The sequence below is a fragment of the Streptomyces boninensis genome, assembly GCF_048572725.1.
Lineage (GTDB): Bacteria > Actinomycetota > Actinomycetes > Streptomycetales > Streptomycetaceae > Streptomyces > Streptomyces boninensis.
In genome coordinates this window covers 5,911,921-5,929,703 of sequence record NZ_CP183837.1, presented here as the reverse complement: position 1 = coordinate 5,929,703, position 17,783 = coordinate 5,911,921, and the positions used below count along the sequence as shown (strand labels likewise).

Here is a 17,783-nt window from a genome sequence, read left to right as displayed (position 1 = left end):
AGGATGTCAGTTCCCGCGCTGGGGGCGCACAGGTGCGCTTGCTACAACACGGTTACTGATGTGCGCCCCCCTGGTCACATCTGCCCCCACGTGCACAGCTGTGTTCAGAGCGTGGTCAGAGCGTGAAATGCAGCACGTCGTCCAGGAACGGCACCGAGATCAACGCCGGCAGCGCCAGCAGCGTCAGGAAGATGATGGCCGCGCCCAGCAGCCAGTACGTCGCCACGTCCGTGAACCGCGACCGCACCGCGAGCATCCCGACATTCGGCAGCATCCAGCGCAGCACGCCCGCGCCGATCAGCGCCGCCCCGATGATGATGCAGCCGGGCCGGAAGCGATCCAGGGCGGTGATCAGCAGCCCCACCCCGACCGCGCCCAGCACCGCCAGCAGCGGCCACTGCCGCACCGGCGCGGGCGCGTCCCCGCCCGCCGTACGGCCGCCGCCCTCGGGCCTGCGGGTACCGCGGCCGACCTTGTCGCCGATGGGATCCGAAGCCGCCTCGGACATCAGACGGCCGTCCCCGCCGCCGCCTCCGCGGCATCCACGACATTGGCGACCAGCATCGCCCGGGTCATCGGCCCGACCCCGCCGGGATTCGGCGAGATCCAGGCGGCGACGTCCCGTACGCCCGGATGCACATCGCCGACGATCTTGCCCTGCTCGTCCCGGCTGACGCCGACGTCGAGCACCGCGGCGCCCGGCTTCACGTCCTCCGGCTTGATCAGGTGCGGCACCCCGGCCGCGGCCACGATGATGTCGGCCCGGCGCAGGTGCGCGGCGAGGTCGCGGGTGCCGGTGTGGCACTGGGTGACGGTGGCGTTCTCGGAGCGGCGGGTCAGCAGCAGCGGGATGGAGCGCCCGATGGTCACGCCGCGGCCGACGACCACGACCTCCGCGCCGTTCAGCTCGACGCCGTACTGGCGGAGCAGGCGGATCACGCCGAAGGGGGTGCAGGGCAGCGGGGCCGGCTCGTTCAGCACGAGCTTGCCGAGATTCACCGGGTGCAGGCCGTCGGCGTCCTTGGCCGGGTCCATCAGCTGCAGGATGCGGTTCTCGTCGATGCCCTTAGGAAGGGGCAGCTGAACGATGTAGCCCGTGCAGGCCGGATCGTCGTTCAGCTCCCGGACGACCTCCTCGATCTGCTCCTGCGTGGCCGTGGCGGGCAGCTCGCGCTGGATCGAGGCGATGCCGATCTCCGCGCAGTCCCGGTGCTTGCCGGCGACGTACTTGTGACTGGCGACATCGTCACCGACCAGGACCGTGCCGAGCCCAGGCGTGACGCCCCGGCCCTTCAGCGCCTGGACGCGGGTGGCGAGCTCGGACTTGATCGCGGCCGCGGTGGCCTTGCCGTCGAGGATCTGGGCGCTCATGCGCCCATCTTCGCCGATCGGCCGCCCCACATACCAATCCGGGCACAACCAGGCCGGACGAAAGTCCCTAATTCCGGAACTGCACTGGACGGGCCACCTGCCCGAACGGCAGCATGGGCCGCTCGACAGTCGCGGCACGGGGGGGACCAGTCGGTGATTCCCGGTGCGAGCGCAACACATGTCCCCACTCCAACCGCTCGGAGGAATCGCGCGTGAGCTACCCCGACCCGAACAACCCCTACGCTCAGCAGCCCGGCCAGCCGCAGCAGCCGCAGCCCGGCTACGGCTACCCGCAGCAGCAGCCCCAGCAGCCCGGTTACGGCTACCCCCAGCAGCAGCCGGGCCAGCCGATGCCGGGCGCCATGCCGGGCCAGTACGCCGGCGACCCGAACGCGCCCTACGGCGTGGACCCGTACGGCCGCCCGTACTCCGACAAGTCGAAGATGGCCGCGGGCCTGCTCGGCATCTTCCTCGGCGGCTTCGGCGCCGGCCGCTTCTACATGGGCGACACCAAGACCGGTGTCTGGCAGCTCGTGGTCTCGGTCGTCACCTGCGGCGCCGGCGGCCTGTGGGGTCTGATCGACGGGATCATGATCCTCTCCAGCAACGACAAGACCGACGGTCAGGGCCGCATCCTGCGCCCCAACTGATCGCGGAAGGCCCATCATGAGTTACCCGGATCCGAACAACCCTTACGGTCAGCCGCCGCAGCAGCCGCAGCAGCCCGGCGGGTACGCCCAGCCCAGCTACGGCTACCCGGGCCCACCGGCCGCCGGTGCGCCTTACGGCGGCCCGCCGATGGGGCCCTTGACCATGCCGGGGACCGTGCGGGCCAACCAGGTCTTTCTCTTCGTCATCGGACTCGTGCAGACGATCTGGTGCGTGATAGCCGTCACCGTGCTGATCCCGGACATCGAGGACGAGGTCAAGAACCGCGGCACCGGTGCCGACAGTGACGACATCGAGCTCGCGTCCGACATCGGCACGGGCTTGATGTACACGCTGGTCGGCATCACCGCGATCTGCATCATCCTGGGCATCGTGCTGGCCCTGCAGTACGCCAAGGGCGGCAACGCGGTGCGGATCTGCACGATCGTCTACGGCGCCTTCGGCATCATGGGCGGCCTGATCACGGCGGCCCTCGGCCTCATCACGACGGTGCTGTCGATCCTCCTGATCATCTTCGCGGCCCAGGGCAAGTCCGCCGCGTGGTTCAAGCGGCCGAAGTACTAGCCGTACGAGGACGTGCGAAGGGGCCGGGGGCTTCAGCCCCCGGCCCCTTTCGCATGCCGGACGCTCAGTGGAAGAAGTGCCGCGCCCCGGTGAAGTACATCGTGACGCCCGCCTTCTGCGCCGCCTCGACGACCTGCTCGTCGCGGATCGAACCGCCCGGCTGCACCACGGCCTTGACCCCGGCCTCGGCCAGCACCTCGAAGCCGTCGGGGAACGGGAAGAAGGCATCGGAGGCGGCGTACGAGCCGCGCGCCCGCTCCTCGCCCGCCCGCTGGACCGCCAGCTTCGCGGAGTCGACGCGGTTGACCTGGCCCATGCCGACGCCGACCGTGGCGCCGTCCTTGGCGAGCAGGATGGCGTTGGACTTCACGGCGCGGCAGGCGCGCCAGGCGAAGGAGAGCTCGGCGAGATCATCGGCGGACAGCGCCTCGCCCGCGGCCAGGGTCCAGTTCGCGGGGGCGTCGCCCTCGGCCTGGAAGGCGTCCTTGGCCTGGGCGAGCCCGCCGCCGTCGATCGGCTTGAACTCGGCCTCGGCCTGCGGGGCTTCGGGACAGCGCAGCACGCGGATGTTCTTCTTGCGCTGCAGCGCCTCGACGGCACCGTCCTCGTAGCCGGGCGCCACGATGACCTCGGTGAAGATCTCGGCGACCTGCTCGGCCATCTCCTTCGAGACCGGGCGGTTGACGGCGATCACACCGCCGAAGGCGGACAGCGGGTCGCAGGCGTGCGCCTTGCGGTGCGCCTCGGCCACGTCCGTACCGACCGCGATGCCGCAGGGATTCGCGTGCTTGATGATCGCCACGCAGGGCTGCTCGTGGTCGTACGCGGCGCGCCGGGCGGCGTCGGTGTCGGTGTAGTTGTTGTACGACATCTCCTTGCCGTGCAGCTGCTCGGCATTGGCGAGGCCGCTGGTGCCGGACGTGTAGAGCGCGGCGGGCTGGTGCGGGTTCTCGCCGTAGCGGAGGACGTTCTTGCGCTCGTACGTGGCGCCGAGGAAGGGCGGGAACTCGTCGTCGGTGGCGTAGCCCGCGTTGAACCAGTTCGCCACCGCCACGTCGTACGCCGCCGTGTGCTGGAACGCTTCCGCGGCGAGGCGCTTGCGCTCGGCGAACTCGAAGCCGCCGTCGGCGACCGCCTTGAGCACGTCGTCGTAACGGGCCGGGTCGGTGACGATCGCGACCGACGGGTGGTTCTTGGCGGCGGCGCGGACCATCGACGGGCCGCCGATGTCGATCTGCTCGACGCACTCGTCGGGGGCCGCGCCGGAGGCGACGGTCTCGGTGAAGGGGTAGAGGTTCGACACCACCAGGTCGAAGGGCTCCACACCCAGCTCGGCCAGCTGCTCGCGGTGCGAGTCCAGGCGCAGGTCGGCGAGGATGCCCGCGTGCACCTTCGGGTGCAGGGTCTTCACCCGGCCGTCCAGGCACTCGGGGAAGCCGGTGAGCTCCTCGACCTTGGTGACCGGCACCCCGGCCGCGGCGATCCTTCCGGCGGTGGAGCCGGTGGAGACGATGGCGACGCCCGCCTCGTTGAGCCCGCGGGCCAGCTCCTCCAGGCCGGTCTTGTCGTAGACGCTGATCAGGGCCCGGCGAATGGGGCGCCGCTCCGGGTTAGTCACCGACATATACCTTTCGTCCTTCGATGCGATAGCCGTCGCGGGCCAGCCTGCCCACGACCTCGACGAGCAGCCGTCGCTCGACGTCCTTGATGCGCTCGTGGAGCGTCTCTTCGGTGTCCGCGTCCCGGACCTCGACCACGCCCTGGGCGATGATCGGGCCGGTGTCGACGCCGTCGTCGACGAAGTGGACGGTGCACCCGGTGACCTTCACGCCGTACGCGAGCGCGTCGCGGACGCCGTGCGCACCGGGAAAGCTGGGGAGCAGCGCGGGGTGGGTGTTGACGAACCGGCCGCCGAAGCGGGCCAGGAAGTGCTTGCCCACGATCTTCATGAAGCCTGCGGAGACGACGAGATCGGGTTCGTACGCGGCGACGGCCTCGGCCAGCGCCCGGTCCCAGTCCTCGCGGTCGTCGTGGTCCTTGACGCTGCGGATGAAGGTCGGGACCCCGGCTCGCTCGGCCCGCTCCAGGCCGGCGATGCCGGGGCGGTCGGCGCCCACGGCGACGATCTCGTAGGCGGGGGCCTCGGTGCCGGTGAGGCTGTCGAGCAGGGCTTGGAGATTCGTACCAGAGCCCGACACCAGGACAACCAGGCGAGAGGGCGGCTTCGGCGGGGCCACGATGGCGCGCTCCGTAAGACGGGGGATTGTTCAGACGTACGAAACGATACCCGGTGTCGCGGACCCCTCTGACCGGCGCCGGGAGCGCGAACCGGGCGCGGGCGCCGGGCGCCTGGCGCGGAATGCGGTGCCCCCTCACGGGACTGAGCGTGCGCGGCGGGGTAGCGTCGGGGTAGGCGGGTACCCAAAACGATCCGAGGAGAAGACGGCCTCCACATGCAGCCGGACCGACGCCGCAGCGCGGCCTTCCGACTCCCTGAGCCCATGACTGCCCTCATCGGGTCGGGGGGTGGGGCAGTCGTGACCGGTGCGGTTGGCGTGAGCCTGCGTGAGACGCAGTCGCCGTCCGGCTCCTCTTCGCCGGCTTCTCCCTCACCCTCTTCTTCGTCTCCTTCTGCCTCCTCGCCCCCTCCCCCGCCGCCGTCTCCGTCCTCCGCGCCGGAGAACCAGCCGCCCCCGCCGGACGCACCGGCCGGTGGGCAGGGCGAGCCGGGCGGCGGGCAGCAGGATCAGCCGCCCGCGTGGGGCAGCCAGTGGAGCAGCAGGCAGCCGCCGCGCCGGCAGGGCGGCTGGGGTGGCCAGGGCGATGGCGGGAGCGGGGACTCCTCCGGCGGGTCCGGGTGGGGCGGTGGATCGGGCGGGTCCGGCAGCTTTGGCGGCTCCGGTGGCTCGGACGGTACGGGCGGCTCGGGCGGCGGTTCAGGGTCAGGGGACTCCGGCGAGTCCGGTGGCCGCGACGGCCGCGACCGGCCTGGGCTCGGCGGCGGCAAGAACGGGTCAGGGCCCGGCGGGCTGCGCTGGGATCCGACGGATCCGGTGCAGCGGCGGGCTCGGTATTCGCTGCTGTCGGGGATGTGGGCGTTCTTCTTCGCGCTGTTCAGCGTGGAGTGGATGGCGCTGCTGCTCGGCGTGCTCGCGCTGTACTGGGGCATCAGCGCGCTGCGTAACAAGATCCGGGACCCGGAGGCGGCGGCCGCCCTCACGACCGGGAGCGGGGGCGGGGCCAGCGCGGCCGATGTCGCGGGGGCCGCTTCCGGCTCCTCGGACGGCTCCGGCACCCGAGGCGGCGGGCAGGCCTCCGGCGGGATGCAGCGGCCGCAGCGGAGCGCGGCGATGACCGGCATCGTGGCCGCGTCGCTGGCGCTGCTGTTCGCGGCGGGGATGTACGGGGTGCAGTTCGTGTACCGCGACTACTTCACCTGCGAGAGCGATGCGCTGACGAAGGTCGCGGAGAAGAACTGCGAGACCAAGCTCCCGGAGCCGCTGCGGAAGATCTTCGGGCAGGACTCGCAGTAGGACGTCACTCCGTCCAGGAACGCATCCCGCCGTCCGGCTCGAGCTGGAAGTACACCCCGCCGTCCTTGCCGTAACTGGAGTGCCCGCCCCTGGTCTTCAGGGTGTCCCAGAGGCGCACCTCGCCCGTGCCCGGGACGGCGGCGTAGAGGTCGGCCTCGTAGCCGTCGTCGACCTCGTAGACCTTCGCGGTGACGCCGCCCTTGAGGCGGTGCTGGCTGACCAGTTCGCGCTCGGAGCCGCCGTCGTCCATCAGCTGCCCGTCGAAGTCGTACCACCAGACCCGGCCGGTGTCGCGGTCGGTGACCTTCAGGTGGGCGCCGCCGGCCAGCTCGTACGTCCAGTCGTCATGCAGGGCGCTGCGATCGCGCTCGGTGAGGGTCTCGGTGTCCCGGGGCCCGATGACGATCTGTACGCGCGGGTGCTGCAGGTCGGCGCCGAAGCGGGCGGTGGAGCCGTCTGGAAGTTTGGCGCGGCCGTCCCAGGTGCCGCTCTCGCCGGGGTCGCAGACGCAGATGTCGGGGGCGGCCAGCTCGGCGGGGGCGGCCATCGAGGCGGCGGCCATCGTGGGAGTGGCGGAGGCCGCGGCGGGTGCGGCGGCGAGCGCCAGGGCCGCCGAGGCGGCGAGGGCTATGGCGCGGCGGCGACGTCGACGGGGAGACCTCATGAGGGATTTACCCCTGTCTGTACGGATAACTCCGGAGCCTCACCGTAACTCAAACGGCGGCCCCCCGCCCGTCGCCGGCGTCGTCCCCGTCCAGCTCCCGCAGCAGCTCAGCCCGCGATTCCCACCCCGGCCAGCGCTCGACCGACCAGGTCCAGCCGCCCGGCACCGGCGCCGCCCCGTACAGCCGCCAGCCGCGCACGGCCAGGGCGGTGGGCAGGCCGAGGGCGAGCGTCCAGGCCGCCGCGGCGGCGCCGGTCTGCCACCAGGAGGGGCCGAAGGACGCCAGCTCCGCGCGGCCGAGCGGGCCGCCGGCCAGCCAGGCGAGGAGGGTGAGTACGACCGTGCAGCCCAGCGCGGCCGCGGCGGCGGCGCCGAGGGTGGCGCGCCAGGTCCATTCCGGCTCGCGCACCGCCCGTACGGGGACGGCCGAGCGCGCGGTCAGCCACCCGAGGCCGAGGCCCGCGGCGGCGGGGACGACGGCGACCGCCCAGGTCAGGGGCGTACCGCCGCCTTCATCCGGTACGGCGGCGAGCAGCGGGAAGAACGGCAGCTCCGGGTGCCCGGCGGAGCCGAGCGGCCCGATCAGTGCGCCACCGCCGACGGTGAAGCCGGGGCCGAGGGCGTACGCGGCGGCCCACACGGCGGCGTTCGGCAGCAGCGCGACGGCGAGCAGCAGCACCGCGATCCGCCCCATCACAGGGGCGGTGAGCTGCAGGAACGACGCCTCCGCGGCCGCCCCGTGCCACGCGAGCGCGAGCCCGAAGAGCAGGAATCCACCGCCGAGCAGCACGGCGAGGGCACCGGCCACGGCCCGTACGACGGCATGCAGCCACGGAAACCTGACCGCGAGCCCGCGCCGCCGGGCCCCGCGCTTGAGGCGGGCGGCGACGACGCCGGCGGCGATGGCGGCCGCCGCGACGAGGGGGACGTGGGCGGCGGCGCTGAGGGGGTCGGCGCGGAGGGTGCCGCCGGTGGCGGCGTAGGCGGTGACGGCCGCGGCGACGGCCAGGTATCCGGCGCCGAGCCAGCCCGCGGTGGCCCGCGGCGAGGGGTGCGGGCGGTGGTCCTGCGGGGTGAGGGCGTCGCGGGCGGCCCGGAAGAGCAGCCAGACGGGCATCGCGGTCAGCAGGATCGGCGTGACGCCGATGGGGGCGGCGAGCCCGCTGCGGGTGTCGGCGCCGGAACGTACCAGGTCAGCGCCGTGCGCGAGCAGCCACAGGTCGGCGACGACGTGCAATGCGCCCCCCGGCCCGCTGTCGGGGAACGGCGACGTAACCCAGAAAAGCAGCACGAGAACGGCGAGGAACCCCAGCCCCAGCCCCGCCGCGAGTGCGCCTGCGGCGAGCCCCGCGGCGGCCTCGGCGCGCGGCCCTTCCAGGGCGTGGGCACGCCCCGCGGACAACCATGGCCCGCGATCGGTCATTTGACTCACGCCGCCCCATGCTGCCAAATGCACCCGTTTCGCCCTGGCAGCGGGCGGATGCCGGGGGTGTTGCGGAAGATGGCTATATGCGCCTTTTCATATCGCAGCCTCCTGGCGGGGCCACCAGTCTGCTTCCGCGCGTCCGGGTCATGGGTGGGGGGCGCGTATGAGGGCGGCGGGAGTGGGCGAGGGGGGCGGTTCGGGCGCGGAGGGGGCGGAGGCGACGGAGTCGGCGGTGGTGGCCGAGTCGGCGCCGGTAGCCAAGTCGGCGCCGGCGCGGAAGCGGGCTCCGGCGAAGAAGACGACGAAACCGGCGTCGAAAGCGGCTTCGAAGTCCGTATCGAAATCGGCATCGAAGCCGGCGACAAAGTCGACCACGGCAAAGAAGACCACACCGGCGAAGAAGGCCTCCGGCACGCAGCCCGCCGCCAAGAAGACGACGGCCAAGCGAGCACCGGCGAAGAAGAAGGCCGCGGCATCGCGGAAGCCGAAGGCGGAGGCCGCGGCGGAGGCTCCGAAGGCGGCGGAAGCCGTGCCCGAGTCGGCTGTGGCGGAGGCGCCCAAGGCCGTCAGAGTGACGCCCAAGATTCTCGCGGAGAGGCCCCGCCGGGTCGTCGCGGGTACGACACCGGAAGCCGTCACCTCCGAGACGTCCCCACCCGCAGCGCAGAAGCCCAAGGTCGGCGCGGCACGGACCGAGCCCGTGGCTGCCGACGTCGACGCCGAGGAGGCGGCGGACGAGACGGCGCCTCCTGCGGAGGAGCTCGTACGCGTGGCGGCCACAGTCGCATCCGTATCGGTTTCCCCTGCCCTCGTCGCGACCGCCTCCCCCGGAGATGCCGCCAGGACCGTGCGCGTCGCACTGGACCATCGCCCGGCAGCGATATCCGCCGGAGACCCCACCCCCAAACCCAACGACGCCACACCCACCGTGCGCCCCGTTGGAGACGTCGTACGCGTGGTGACCTCGGAACCCGCCCCCGAAGCGTCCACCCCCGCAGGCGGCACCCCGGCCGAAGGCCCCGCACCGGCACCGGAAAACCCGCCTGAGAGGGCGCCCGCAGCCGAACCGGCGCCACCCACGCGACGACGTAAGCGGCGGCGCGGGCGGTCCGCGGCCGAGGCGCTCGGCGACCCTGGCGAGGTCCGTTCGGAAGACGCGGCGCCGCTCGCTCCCTCGTCCCAGCCCAAGAAGCGCCGCTGGCGACGGCGGCGGCGCGAGGCGGCCGAGATCGCTGCAGCAACCCCCACGTGCGCCGATGCGGACACGCCCGCGGATGCCACTCCCGACGACACCCCTGCCACCACCCCCGACAACGCCGAGATCACCGACACCGACACCGCCAACACCCCCACCCACCGCCTCTCCCGCCTCCGCCTCCTCCGCCGCCAGGCAAAGCCGCTCTCCCCCGAGGACGAAGCCGCCCGCGATGCCACCGCCAAAGCGGCCTTCGAGGCCTTCGACCGGCTCTATCAGCGGGCCGCGCCCGGGCTCCTCCGGCAGGTCTACCTCCTCACCGGAAACCAGGCCACCGCCCGCAACGCCGTCGAGTACGCCTTCCACACCGCCTGGGAGCACTGGCCAGAGGTCGCCCGCGATCGCGATCCGCAAGGGTGGCTGCGGGCACGGGCGTACGACCACGCGCTGTCGCCGTGGCGGCGGGTGTGGCCGCGGGGGCAGCATCGGCGGGATGGGCTGGAGCCGTTCGGGGAGGCGGAGGACCGGGAGTTGTGGGAGGCGGTGCTGGCGCTGCCGCCGTCGTACCGGCGCGCGCTTCTGCTTTACGACGGCGTCGGGCTCGACCTGCCCGAGACCGCCGCCGAGATCGAGGCATCGACGCCCGCCGCCGCCGGGCGGCTCACCCACGCCCGCGAGGCGCTCGCCGCCGCGGTCCCGCGGCTGGCCGCGATGGACCACGCTGAGCAGGGGAAGTACGTGCACGAGCGGCTGCGCCACTTCGCCGCCGCGCAGCCCGTACGCACCCTGCCCCTCGGCGCCGTGCGCCACCGCAGCGAGCGCCGTACGGAACTGTGGACCAAGCGCACCGTCGGGCTGGCCGCCGCGATCGCGCTGGGCGTCGTCGTCACGACGTTCACGGCGGACGACTACTCGATCGACAAGGTGTCGCCGGTCAGCGTCACCAACTGGTCCCTCGACGACGAGTCCCCGAAGTCCCGGGAGGCGACACCGGAGGCGGAGCGGCCGGAGGCGCGCTGAGGGCGTGAGCAGCGGGCCGCCCGCACCAGCCGCCCGCACAACGCGAGGTGCCCCGCACCGGAGCCGCCTCCGGAGCAGGGCACCCGCACGTGCTGCGCTTAACGCCAGGCGTCAGCCGCCAAGCACCTCGCGGGCCAGCCGAGCGGTCTCGGACGGCGTCTTGCCGACCTTCACGCCCGCGGCCTCGAGGGCCTCCTTCTTCGCCTGCGCCGTGCCGGACGAGCCGGACACGATCGCGCCGGCGTGGCCCATCGTCTTGCCCTCGGGGGCGGTGAAGCCCGCGACGTAGCCGACGACCGGCTTGGTGACGTTGGCCTTGATGTAGTCGGCCGCGCGCTCCTCCGCGTCGCCGCCGATCTCGCCGATCATGACGATCAGGTCGGTGTCGGCGTCGTTCTGGAAGGCCTCGAGCGCGTCGATGTGCGTCGTGCCGATGACCGGGTCGCCGCCGATGCCGACCGCCGACGAGAAGCCGATGTCGCGCAGCTCGTACATCATCTGGTACGTCAGCGTGCCGGACTTCGACACCAGGCCGATGCGGCCCGGCTTGGTGATGTCGCCCGGGATGATGCCGGCGTTGGACTGGCCGGGGGTGATCAGGCCGGGGCAGTTCGGGCCGATGATGCGGGTCTTGTTGCCCTTGGACACGGCGTACGCGTAGAACGCGGCCGAGTCGTGCACGGCGATGCCCTCGGTGATCACCACGGCGAGCGGGATCTCGGCGTCGATCGCCTCGACCACGGCGGCCTTGGAGAAGGCCGGCGGGACGAAGAGGACCGACACGTCGGCGCCGGTCTTCTCCATGGCCTCCTTGACGGAGCCGAAGACGGGGACCTCGGTGCCGTCGAAGTCGACGCTGGTGCCGGCCTTGCGCGGATTCACGCCGCCGACGATGTTGGTGCCGTCACCAAGCATCAGCTTGGTGTGCTTCATGCCGGTGGCACCGGTCATCCCCTGGACGATGACCTTGCTGTCCTTGGTGAGGAAGATAGCCATTTGTGGTTGCCCGGTTCCTTACTTCGCGGCCGCGAGCTCGGCGGCCTTGTCGGCCGCGCCGTCCATGGTGTCCACGCGCTGCACCAGCGGGTGGTTGGCGTCGGACAGGATCTTGCGACCCAGCTCCGCGTTGTTGCCGTCGAGGCGGACGACCAGCGGCTTGGTGACGTCCTCGCCGCGGGAGGTGAGCAGCTCAAGGGCCTGGACGATGCCGTTGGCGACCTCGTCGCAGGCGGTGATGCCGCCGAAGACGTTGACGAAGACGGACTTGACGTCCGGGTCGCCGAGGATGATCTCGAGGCCGTTGGCCATCACCTCGGCGGAGGCGCCGCCGCCGATGTCGAGGAAGTTCGCCGGCTTGACGCCCGCGTGCTTCTCACCGGCGTACGCGACGACGTCGAGGGTCGACATGACCAGCCCGGCGCCGTTGCCGATGATGCCGACCTCGCCCTCGAGCTTCACGTAGTTGAGGTTCTTGGCCTTCGCCGCGGCCTCGAGGGGGTTGGCCGCGGCCTTGTCCTCGAGCGCCTCGTGGTCCGGCTGGCGGAAGTCGGCGTTCTCGTCGAGGGAGACCTTGCCGTCGAGGGCGAGGATCTTGCCGTCCTCGGTCTTGACCAGCGGGTTCACCTCGACCAGGAGGGCGTCCTCCTTGACGAAGACGGTCCACAGCGTCTGCAGGACGTCGACCACCTGGTCGGCGATCTCGGCCGGGAACTTGGCGGCCGCGACGATCTCGCGGGCCTTGGCCTCGGTCACGCCCTCGTTGGCATCCACGGCGATCTTCGCCAGCGCCTCGGGGTTGTTCGCGGCGACCTCTTCGATCTCCACGCCGCCCTCGACGGACGCCATGGCCAGGAAGGTCCGGTTGGCGCGGTCGAGGAGGAAGGAGACGTAGTACTCGGACGCGATGCCCGGAGCCATCTCCGCGATCATGACCTTGTGGACCGTGTGGCCCTTGATGTCCATGCCGAGGATGCCCTCGGCCTTGGCAACGGCGTCGGCGGGGTCATCGGCGAGCTTCACGCCGCCGGCCTTGCCTCGGCCACCGGTCTTGACCTGCGCCTTGACGACCGAACGGCCGCCAACGCGCTCGGTGGCGCCGCGCGCCTCTTCCGGCGTCTCGATGACTTCACCGGCCAGCACCGGTACGCCATGCTTGGCGAAGAGGTCCCTCGCCTGGTACTCGAACAGATCCACGCGCGTCCGTCCCTTGTAATTCAGTCGTGTCGCGGTTAATGGCAGGGCCGTCTTGCAGACTATCCCTGCCGCCAAGGCTCGCCTAAATCGCGGATCACACTGACGCGGTGAGACCCGTCACAACTCAGACGCCTGTCGGAGTGGGGAGTGGACGTTTCTCGATGGCCGCCGCCATCACCTCCGGGAACTGATCCGGCGTGCACGCGAAAGCGGGCGCCCCCAGCGCGGCGAGCGCCGCCGCGTGCTCACGGTCGTACGCAGGGGCCCCTTCGTCGGAGAGCGCGAGGAGCGCCACGAACTGCACCCCCGCCGCCTTCATCGCCGCGACCCGCTTCAGCATCTCGTCGCGTATCCCGCCCTCGTAGAGATCGCTGATCAGCACGACGATCGTCTCGGCCGGGCGGCTGATCCGGGTCTGGCAGTACGCGAGCGCGCGGTTGATGTCCGTACCGCCGCCGAGCTGGGTGCCGAAGAGGACGTCGACCGGGTCGGTGAGCTGGTCGGTGAGGTCGACGACGGCGGTGTCGAAGGCGACGAGCCGGGTCTCGATCGCGCGCATGGAGGCGAGGACGGCGCCGAAGACGGAGGCGTAGACGACGGAGGCGGCCATCGATCCCGACTGGTCGATGGCGAGGACGACCTCTTTCTTTACGGACCTGGCCGCCCGGCCGTACCCGACCAGCCGCTCGGGGACGATCGTGCGGTGCTCGGGCAGATAGTGCTTGAGGTTGGCGCGGATCGTACGGTCCCAGTCGATGTCGCGGTGGCGGGGGCGCTGGACGCGGGCCGAGCGGTCGAGGGCGCCGGTGAGGGTGGCGCGGGTGCGCTGGGACAGGCGCTTCTCGAGGTCGTCGGTGACCTTGCGGACGACGGCGCGGGCGGTCTCGCGGCTCTCGTCGGGGAGCGCCTGGCTGAGGGAGAGGAGGGTGCCGACGAGGTGCACGTCGGGCTCGACGGCCTGCAGCATCTCCGGCTCCAGGAGGAGGGAGGCGAGGCCGAGGCGGTCGATGGCGTCGCGCTGCATGACCTGGACGACGGAGGCCGGGAAGTACGTGCGGATGTCGCCGAGCCAGCGGGCGACCTGGGGGGCGGAGCCGCCCAGGCCGGCGCCGCGGGGTTTGCCGGGGGCGCCTTGGGCCGGGGTCTGGTAGAGCGCGGTGAGCGTCTGGTCCATGGCGGCGTCCTGGCCGGAGAGGGCGTGGCCGGTGCCGTCGGCGCCTTGGTCGCCGCCGAGGACGAGTCGCCAGCGGCGGAGGTGGTCGTGGCGGTCGTCGGTGCTGTTGGTCATGGCTTTTGCTCCTCCGGGTTCTGGCCGAGCAGCAGGCCGAGGGTGGGCAGCACGGCGGCGGCGCGGGCCTCGTCCACGTCGGGGCCGAAGCCGGGCAGCGCTTCGGTGGCGTGCGCGGGCCGCGCGCCGGCTGTGCCGCCCCGGGCGACGAGCTCGCCGATGGCGCGGCGGGCGCCGGGCTCGTACGCGCCGAAGGTGCGACGCAGCAGCGGCAGCACGTCGGTGAAGGCGGCGTCCGGTATGGCGGTGAGCCAGCCGTCGACGAGAGCGAGCAGCCGCTCGTCGTGCACGAGAAGCGTGCCGCCCCCCGCCTCACCGCCGAGGAAACCCTCGATCCAGGCGGCCGCCTCGGCCGGGGCGACGGCGGGCGAGAGCGCAAGGCCCATGACCCGGGCGGCGTCGTCGTCCCCGAGCACGCCGTCGTCGAGGAGGAGACGGGCGGCCCGGCCCCGGATGAGCCCGGGGAGGTCGTCGCGGTGCGCTATGCGGGAGAGGGTTTCGGCCCAGCGGGTGCGGAGGAAGCCGGGGGTACGGGGCGGAGCGCTGCCGCTCGCGGGGGCTTGCATGCCGTGGCCCGCAGCGCCTTCCGTGCCCGCGCCGGACGTGCCTTCCGTGCGCTCGCCGGGCGCGCCTTCCGTGCCTGCGTCGGACGGGCTCTCCTCTGCCTCGCCGGACACGCCTTCCGAGCCCTGGCCGGACGCTTCTTCCGCGCCTCCGCCCGACGCGTCTTCCGCAGCCTCCGCCGCCGGGTCGAGCAGGCCCACCGCCCGGTGTACCCCGTCGACATGCCCGCGCAGCTCGGCCGCGCCGTCGGCGTCCAGCCCGGCGCAGGCGCCAGGCAGGCCGACGAAGATCCGCTCCGCCAGCCCCACCGCGACCTCCGCCAGCGCAGCGCCCTCCGTGCCGCGGACGTCGCCATAGCGCACCGCGCGCGCCAGCGCCGGCAGCGCCTGGGCGAGGTGGCCGACGTCCGCGTCGAGGGCGGCGCGGTCGGCGAGGGCCTGCATGACCACCGGGAGCGCCTCGTCGAGGCCGGCCAGGAGGCAGCGCTCGGCCAGCGCGGTGAGGTCGGCCAGCGCGGTCGTGCTCACCGCCGTGGACTCCGCCTTCGCCGTGGCGGCGGCGTGGACCGTGGTGCCCCACACCGCCGCCTCGGCGACCCGTACCGCGAGCTCCGGCTCCCAGCGCAGCCGCCAGGTCTCCCGGAAGGTGCCGGTCGCGCCCCGTGACGCGGCCGGCTCACCCCACGGAATGTCGAGCAGCCGCAGCCGGTGCAGCAGCTTGCTGCGCCCCGCGTCGGTGTCCTTGCGCAGGTCGAGCTGGAGCTCCCGCTCCATCGCCTCCGGCTTCAGCCGCAGCGAACGCCGCTGCCGCTCCAGATCCCGCTGCAACGGCACGGCAGGCGCCGACTCGGGCACCTCGCCGAGCACATCCCCGACGACAAGCCGGTCCTCGACGAGCGCGAGCGGCACATCCGAGCCCTCGCACATCACCGAACGCACGGCATCGAGCGTCTCGGCCAGCCCGGCCAGCGGCCGCCCGCGCATCGCCGCGAGCGCCTCCGCGAGCCGCACCGCCTCGATGACATGCGCCGAGGACACCAGAATCCCCTCGTCGCGGAGCAGCCGGGCGACCTTGGTCAGCCAGCGCTCCAACGGCCGGTCCGGCGCCTCAAAGAGATGCGCATACCAACCCGGCGAGTCGATCCCCGCCCCGTAACCACTGCGCCGCGCCAGCCGGTGATGCGTCCACGGCACCCACGCCAACTCGGCCTTGACCTTGGGCAGCCCCTTCAGCAACGCCCGGTCGGCCGCGACGGTGGTCCTGGCCCGCAGCGCCGGCACATGCCACGCCCCACACACCACCGCAGCCCGCTCCCCATGCACCCGCTGCGCCTCCCGCAGCCGCAGCCGCATGTGCGCCTCGCGAACGGGATCACGGTCGTACCCACCGTCGCCGTACCGCTCACGCAGGGCGGCCATGGCATCCCCGAGCGCGGCGAACGCGGCGAGAGCATCGGCGCCTTGGCTGCCGCTGCCGCGATGCTCGACGGCGTCCTCCCACCAGCGCTCGGGGTCGTCGTACCCAGCGGTCTCGGCGAGGACTGCGAGCGGATCGATGCGTACGGCATCGCTGTCCGGCACCAACGGACCAACCTTGCCCGGATCTTGCGCCCCCTCCCTCTCCTCCTCCTGGCTCAGCGCCAGCGACTGCGCCGCCGGCAGGTCGATGAAGCGCACGGGTATCCCCCGCTCGAGCGCCCACCGAATCGCCACCCACTCCGGCGAGAAGCCGGCAAGCGGCCAGAACGCGGCCCGTGCCGGGTCACCGACGACGTGCGCGAGCAGGGCCACCGGCGGCCGCATGCCCTCCTCTCCGGCGAGTTCGACGATCGCGTCCGCCTCCGGCGGGCCCTCGATCAGCACGACGCTCGGCTCGTACGCATCAAGTGCCCGTCGCACCGCCCGCGCGGAGCCGGGCCCGTGGTGCCGCACCCCGAGCAGCAGCGGCTCCCCGGGCGCGGGGCCGCCCGCACCGCCCGCGCCGAGATCCACCCCGGCCGCCGGCCCACCCGCGATACCACCGGCGGCACCGCCTGCCGACCCGGCGTACTCGGCCCCGGCGAGGGCCCGTTGCCCCACCCGCCGACGACGCCCCGTCACCCCGCCGGCGGCGATAGCGGTCACTCGCTCACCTCGCGACAGGCCCGGTAGAAGTCCTTCCAGCCGTCCCGCTCACGGACCACCGTCTCCAGATACTCCTGCCAGACGACGCGGTCCGCGGCAGGGTCGCGGACCACCGCGCCGAGGATGCCCGCCGCGACGTCGCCCGACCGCAGCACGCCGTCTCCGAAGTGCGCCGCGAGCGCGAGGCCACCGGTGACCACGGATATGGCCTCGGCCGTGGACAGCGTCCCGGACGGGGACTTGAGCTTCGTACGGCCGTCGCCCGTGACGCCTTCGCGCAGCTCGCGGAAGACCTGGACCACCCGGCGGATCTCCTCGACGCCGTCGGGCAGCTCGGGCAGCTGCAGCGAGCGGCCGATCTGCTCGACCCGGCGGGAGACGATCTCGACCTCCGCCTCGGCGGTGACGGGCAGGGGCAGCACCACGGTGTTGAAACGGCGGCGCAGCGCGCTGGACAGGTCATTGACGCCGCGGTCGCGGTCGTTGGCCGTGGCGATGAGATTGAAGCCCCTGACCGCCTGCACCTCCCCTCCCAACTCCGGGATCGGCAGGGTCTTCTCCGACAGGATCGTGATCAGAGTGTCCTGCACATCGGCCGGTATCCGCGTGAGCTCCTCGACCCGGGCCGTCATGCCCTCGGCCATCGCGCGCATCACCGGGCTGGCCACCAGCGCGTCCCGGCTGGGGCCGTGGGCGAGCAGCTCCGCGTAGTTCCACCCGTACCGGATCGCCTCCTCCGGCGTGCCGGCCGTGCCCTGCACCAGCAGTGTGGAATCGCCGCTCACCGCCGCCGCGAGGTGCTCGGACACCCAGGTCTTGGCCGTGCCGGGCACGCCGAGCAGCAGCAGCGCCCGGTCCGTGGCCAGCGTGGAGACGGCGACCTCTACTATCCGGCGCGGGCCGACATACTTCGGCGAGATGACCGTGCCGTCATCGAGCACGCCGCCCAGCAGATACATGGCAACCGCCCACGGCGACAGCCGCCAGCGCTCCGGCCGCGGCCGGTCGTCGGCCGCCGCCAGCGCGGCCAGCTCGGCCGCGAAGGCATGCTCCGCATGCGGCCGCAGGGCAGCCTCTGCACGGATTTCCGTCGTCATGACCCCTCCTCGTCTGCTCACGCGGAATCCACCATGCCCCACCCCACTGACAATCGACCCACCGTCAGAATCATTG

Annotated in this window: 16 protein-coding genes; 4 read left to right on the top strand and 12 right to left on the bottom strand. The window is 72.6% G+C overall.

Annotated features, from left to right (window positions below; all coding sequences use genetic code 11):
- Positions 1–115 precede the first annotated feature (115 nt).
- Both ACNNMR_RS27240 and ACNNMR_RS27235 read right to left on the bottom strand, forming a co-directional pair.
- Positions 116–508, bottom strand: a complete 393-nt coding sequence (locus ACNNMR_RS27240; RefSeq protein WP_419997313.1) for a DUF3017 domain-containing protein — start codon at positions 506–508, stop codon at positions 116–118.
- Positions 508–1,371, bottom strand: coding sequence for a bifunctional methylenetetrahydrofolate dehydrogenase/methenyltetrahydrofolate cyclohydrolase (locus ACNNMR_RS27235; RefSeq protein WP_419997312.1), 864 nt, complete (start codon positions 1,369–1,371; stop codon positions 508–510). The genes ACNNMR_RS27240 and ACNNMR_RS27235 overlap by 1 nt, the downstream gene beginning before the upstream one ends.
- 212 nt (positions 1,372–1,583) lie before the next feature.
- On the opposite strand from ACNNMR_RS27235, the gene ACNNMR_RS27230 reads away from it, so the two are divergent.
- Together ACNNMR_RS27230 and ACNNMR_RS27225 are read left to right on the top strand one after the other, a co-directional pair.
- Positions 1,584–2,021, top strand: a complete 438-nt coding sequence (locus ACNNMR_RS27230; RefSeq protein ID WP_419997311.1) for a TM2 domain-containing protein — start codon at positions 1,584–1,586, stop codon at positions 2,019–2,021.
- Between the two features lie 16 nt (positions 2,022–2,037).
- A complete protein-coding gene (locus tag ACNNMR_RS27225) occupies positions 2,038–2,604 on the top strand; it encodes a hypothetical protein (RefSeq protein WP_419997310.1) in 567 nt (188 codons plus the stop codon).
- 64 nt (positions 2,605–2,668) lie between these two features.
- On the opposite strand, the gene purH is transcribed toward ACNNMR_RS27225, so the two are convergent.
- Both purH and purN read right to left on the bottom strand, forming a co-directional pair.
- Positions 2,669–4,228 (bottom strand): bifunctional phosphoribosylaminoimidazolecarboxamide formyltransferase/IMP cyclohydrolase, encoded by a 1,560-nt coding sequence (purH, locus tag ACNNMR_RS27220; RefSeq protein WP_419997309.1) that lies wholly within the window; start codon positions 4,226–4,228, stop codon positions 2,669–2,671.
- On the bottom strand, positions 4,215–4,841 hold the full coding sequence (gene purN, locus ACNNMR_RS27215; protein WP_419997308.1) for a phosphoribosylglycinamide formyltransferase: 627 nt from the start codon (positions 4,839–4,841) through the stop codon (positions 4,215–4,217). The genes purH and purN overlap by 14 nt, the downstream gene beginning before the upstream one ends.
- Positions 4,842–5,159: 318 nt before the next feature.
- Between purN and ACNNMR_RS27210 the strand changes: the two genes are divergently transcribed.
- Positions 5,160–6,137, top strand: coding sequence for a hypothetical protein (locus ACNNMR_RS27210; RefSeq protein ID WP_419997307.1), 978 nt, complete (start codon positions 5,160–5,162; stop codon positions 6,135–6,137).
- 4 nt (positions 6,138–6,141) lie between these two features.
- Here the strand turns inward: ACNNMR_RS27210 and ACNNMR_RS27205 are convergent, their stop codons facing one another.
- From ACNNMR_RS27205 to ACNNMR_RS27195, 3 genes are all read right to left on the bottom strand, one after another.
- The gene (locus tag ACNNMR_RS27205; RefSeq protein ID WP_419997306.1) at positions 6,142–6,801 is read right to left on the bottom strand and encodes a hypothetical protein; all 660 of its coding nucleotides are present in this window, start codon (positions 6,799–6,801) and stop codon (positions 6,142–6,144) included.
- A 49-nt stretch (positions 6,802–6,850) separates the two neighbouring features.
- Entirely contained in the window at positions 6,851–8,224 is a 1,374-nt protein-coding gene (locus ACNNMR_RS27200; RefSeq protein ID WP_419997305.1) for a DUF6350 family protein, read from the bottom strand.
- 147 nt (positions 8,225–8,371) lie between these two features.
- The gene (locus ACNNMR_RS27195; protein ID WP_419997304.1) at positions 8,372–8,788 is read right to left on the bottom strand and encodes a hypothetical protein; all 417 of its coding nucleotides are present in this window, start codon (positions 8,786–8,788) and stop codon (positions 8,372–8,374) included.
- Positions 8,789–8,798: 10 nt separating this feature from the next.
- Here ACNNMR_RS27195 and ACNNMR_RS27190 point away from each other — a divergent pair, with 10 nt between their 5' ends.
- Positions 8,799–10,442: a sigma factor-like helix-turn-helix DNA-binding protein gene (locus ACNNMR_RS27190; RefSeq protein WP_419997303.1), complete on the top strand. Its 1,644-nt coding sequence runs from the start codon at positions 8,799–8,801 to the stop codon at positions 10,440–10,442.
- Positions 10,443–10,553: 111 nt separating this feature from the next.
- Here the strand turns inward: ACNNMR_RS27190 and sucD are convergent, their stop codons facing one another.
- The 5 genes from sucD to ACNNMR_RS27165 all read right to left on the bottom strand — a co-directional run bounded on the left by sucD (position 10,554) and on the right by ACNNMR_RS27165 (position 17,707).
- Positions 10,554–11,438 carry a succinate--CoA ligase subunit alpha gene (gene sucD / locus ACNNMR_RS27185; protein ID WP_419997302.1) on the bottom strand — a complete coding sequence of 295 codons (885 nt, stop codon included), beginning with the start codon at positions 11,436–11,438 and terminating at the stop codon, positions 10,554–10,556.
- An 18-nt stretch (positions 11,439–11,456) separates the two neighbouring features.
- Complete coding sequence (sucC, locus tag ACNNMR_RS27180) at positions 11,457–12,635, bottom strand: ADP-forming succinate--CoA ligase subunit beta (RefSeq protein WP_419997301.1); 1,179 nt, start codon at positions 12,633–12,635, stop codon at positions 11,457–11,459.
- A 124-nt stretch (positions 12,636–12,759) separates the two neighbouring features.
- On the bottom strand, positions 12,760–13,923 hold the full coding sequence (locus ACNNMR_RS27175; protein WP_419997300.1) for a VWA domain-containing protein: 1,164 nt from the start codon (positions 13,921–13,923) through the stop codon (positions 12,760–12,762).
- A complete protein-coding gene (locus ACNNMR_RS27170; protein ID WP_420000483.1) occupies positions 13,920–16,478 on the bottom strand; it encodes a DUF5682 family protein in 2,559 nt (852 codons plus the stop codon). The genes ACNNMR_RS27175 and ACNNMR_RS27170 overlap by 4 nt, the downstream gene beginning before the upstream one ends.
- A gap of 128 nt (positions 16,479–16,606) precedes the next feature.
- Positions 16,607–17,707 (bottom strand): ATP-binding protein, encoded by a 1,101-nt coding sequence (locus tag ACNNMR_RS27165; protein WP_419997299.1) that lies wholly within the window; start codon positions 17,705–17,707, stop codon positions 16,607–16,609.
- Between the last annotated feature and the right edge of the window lie 76 nt (positions 17,708–17,783).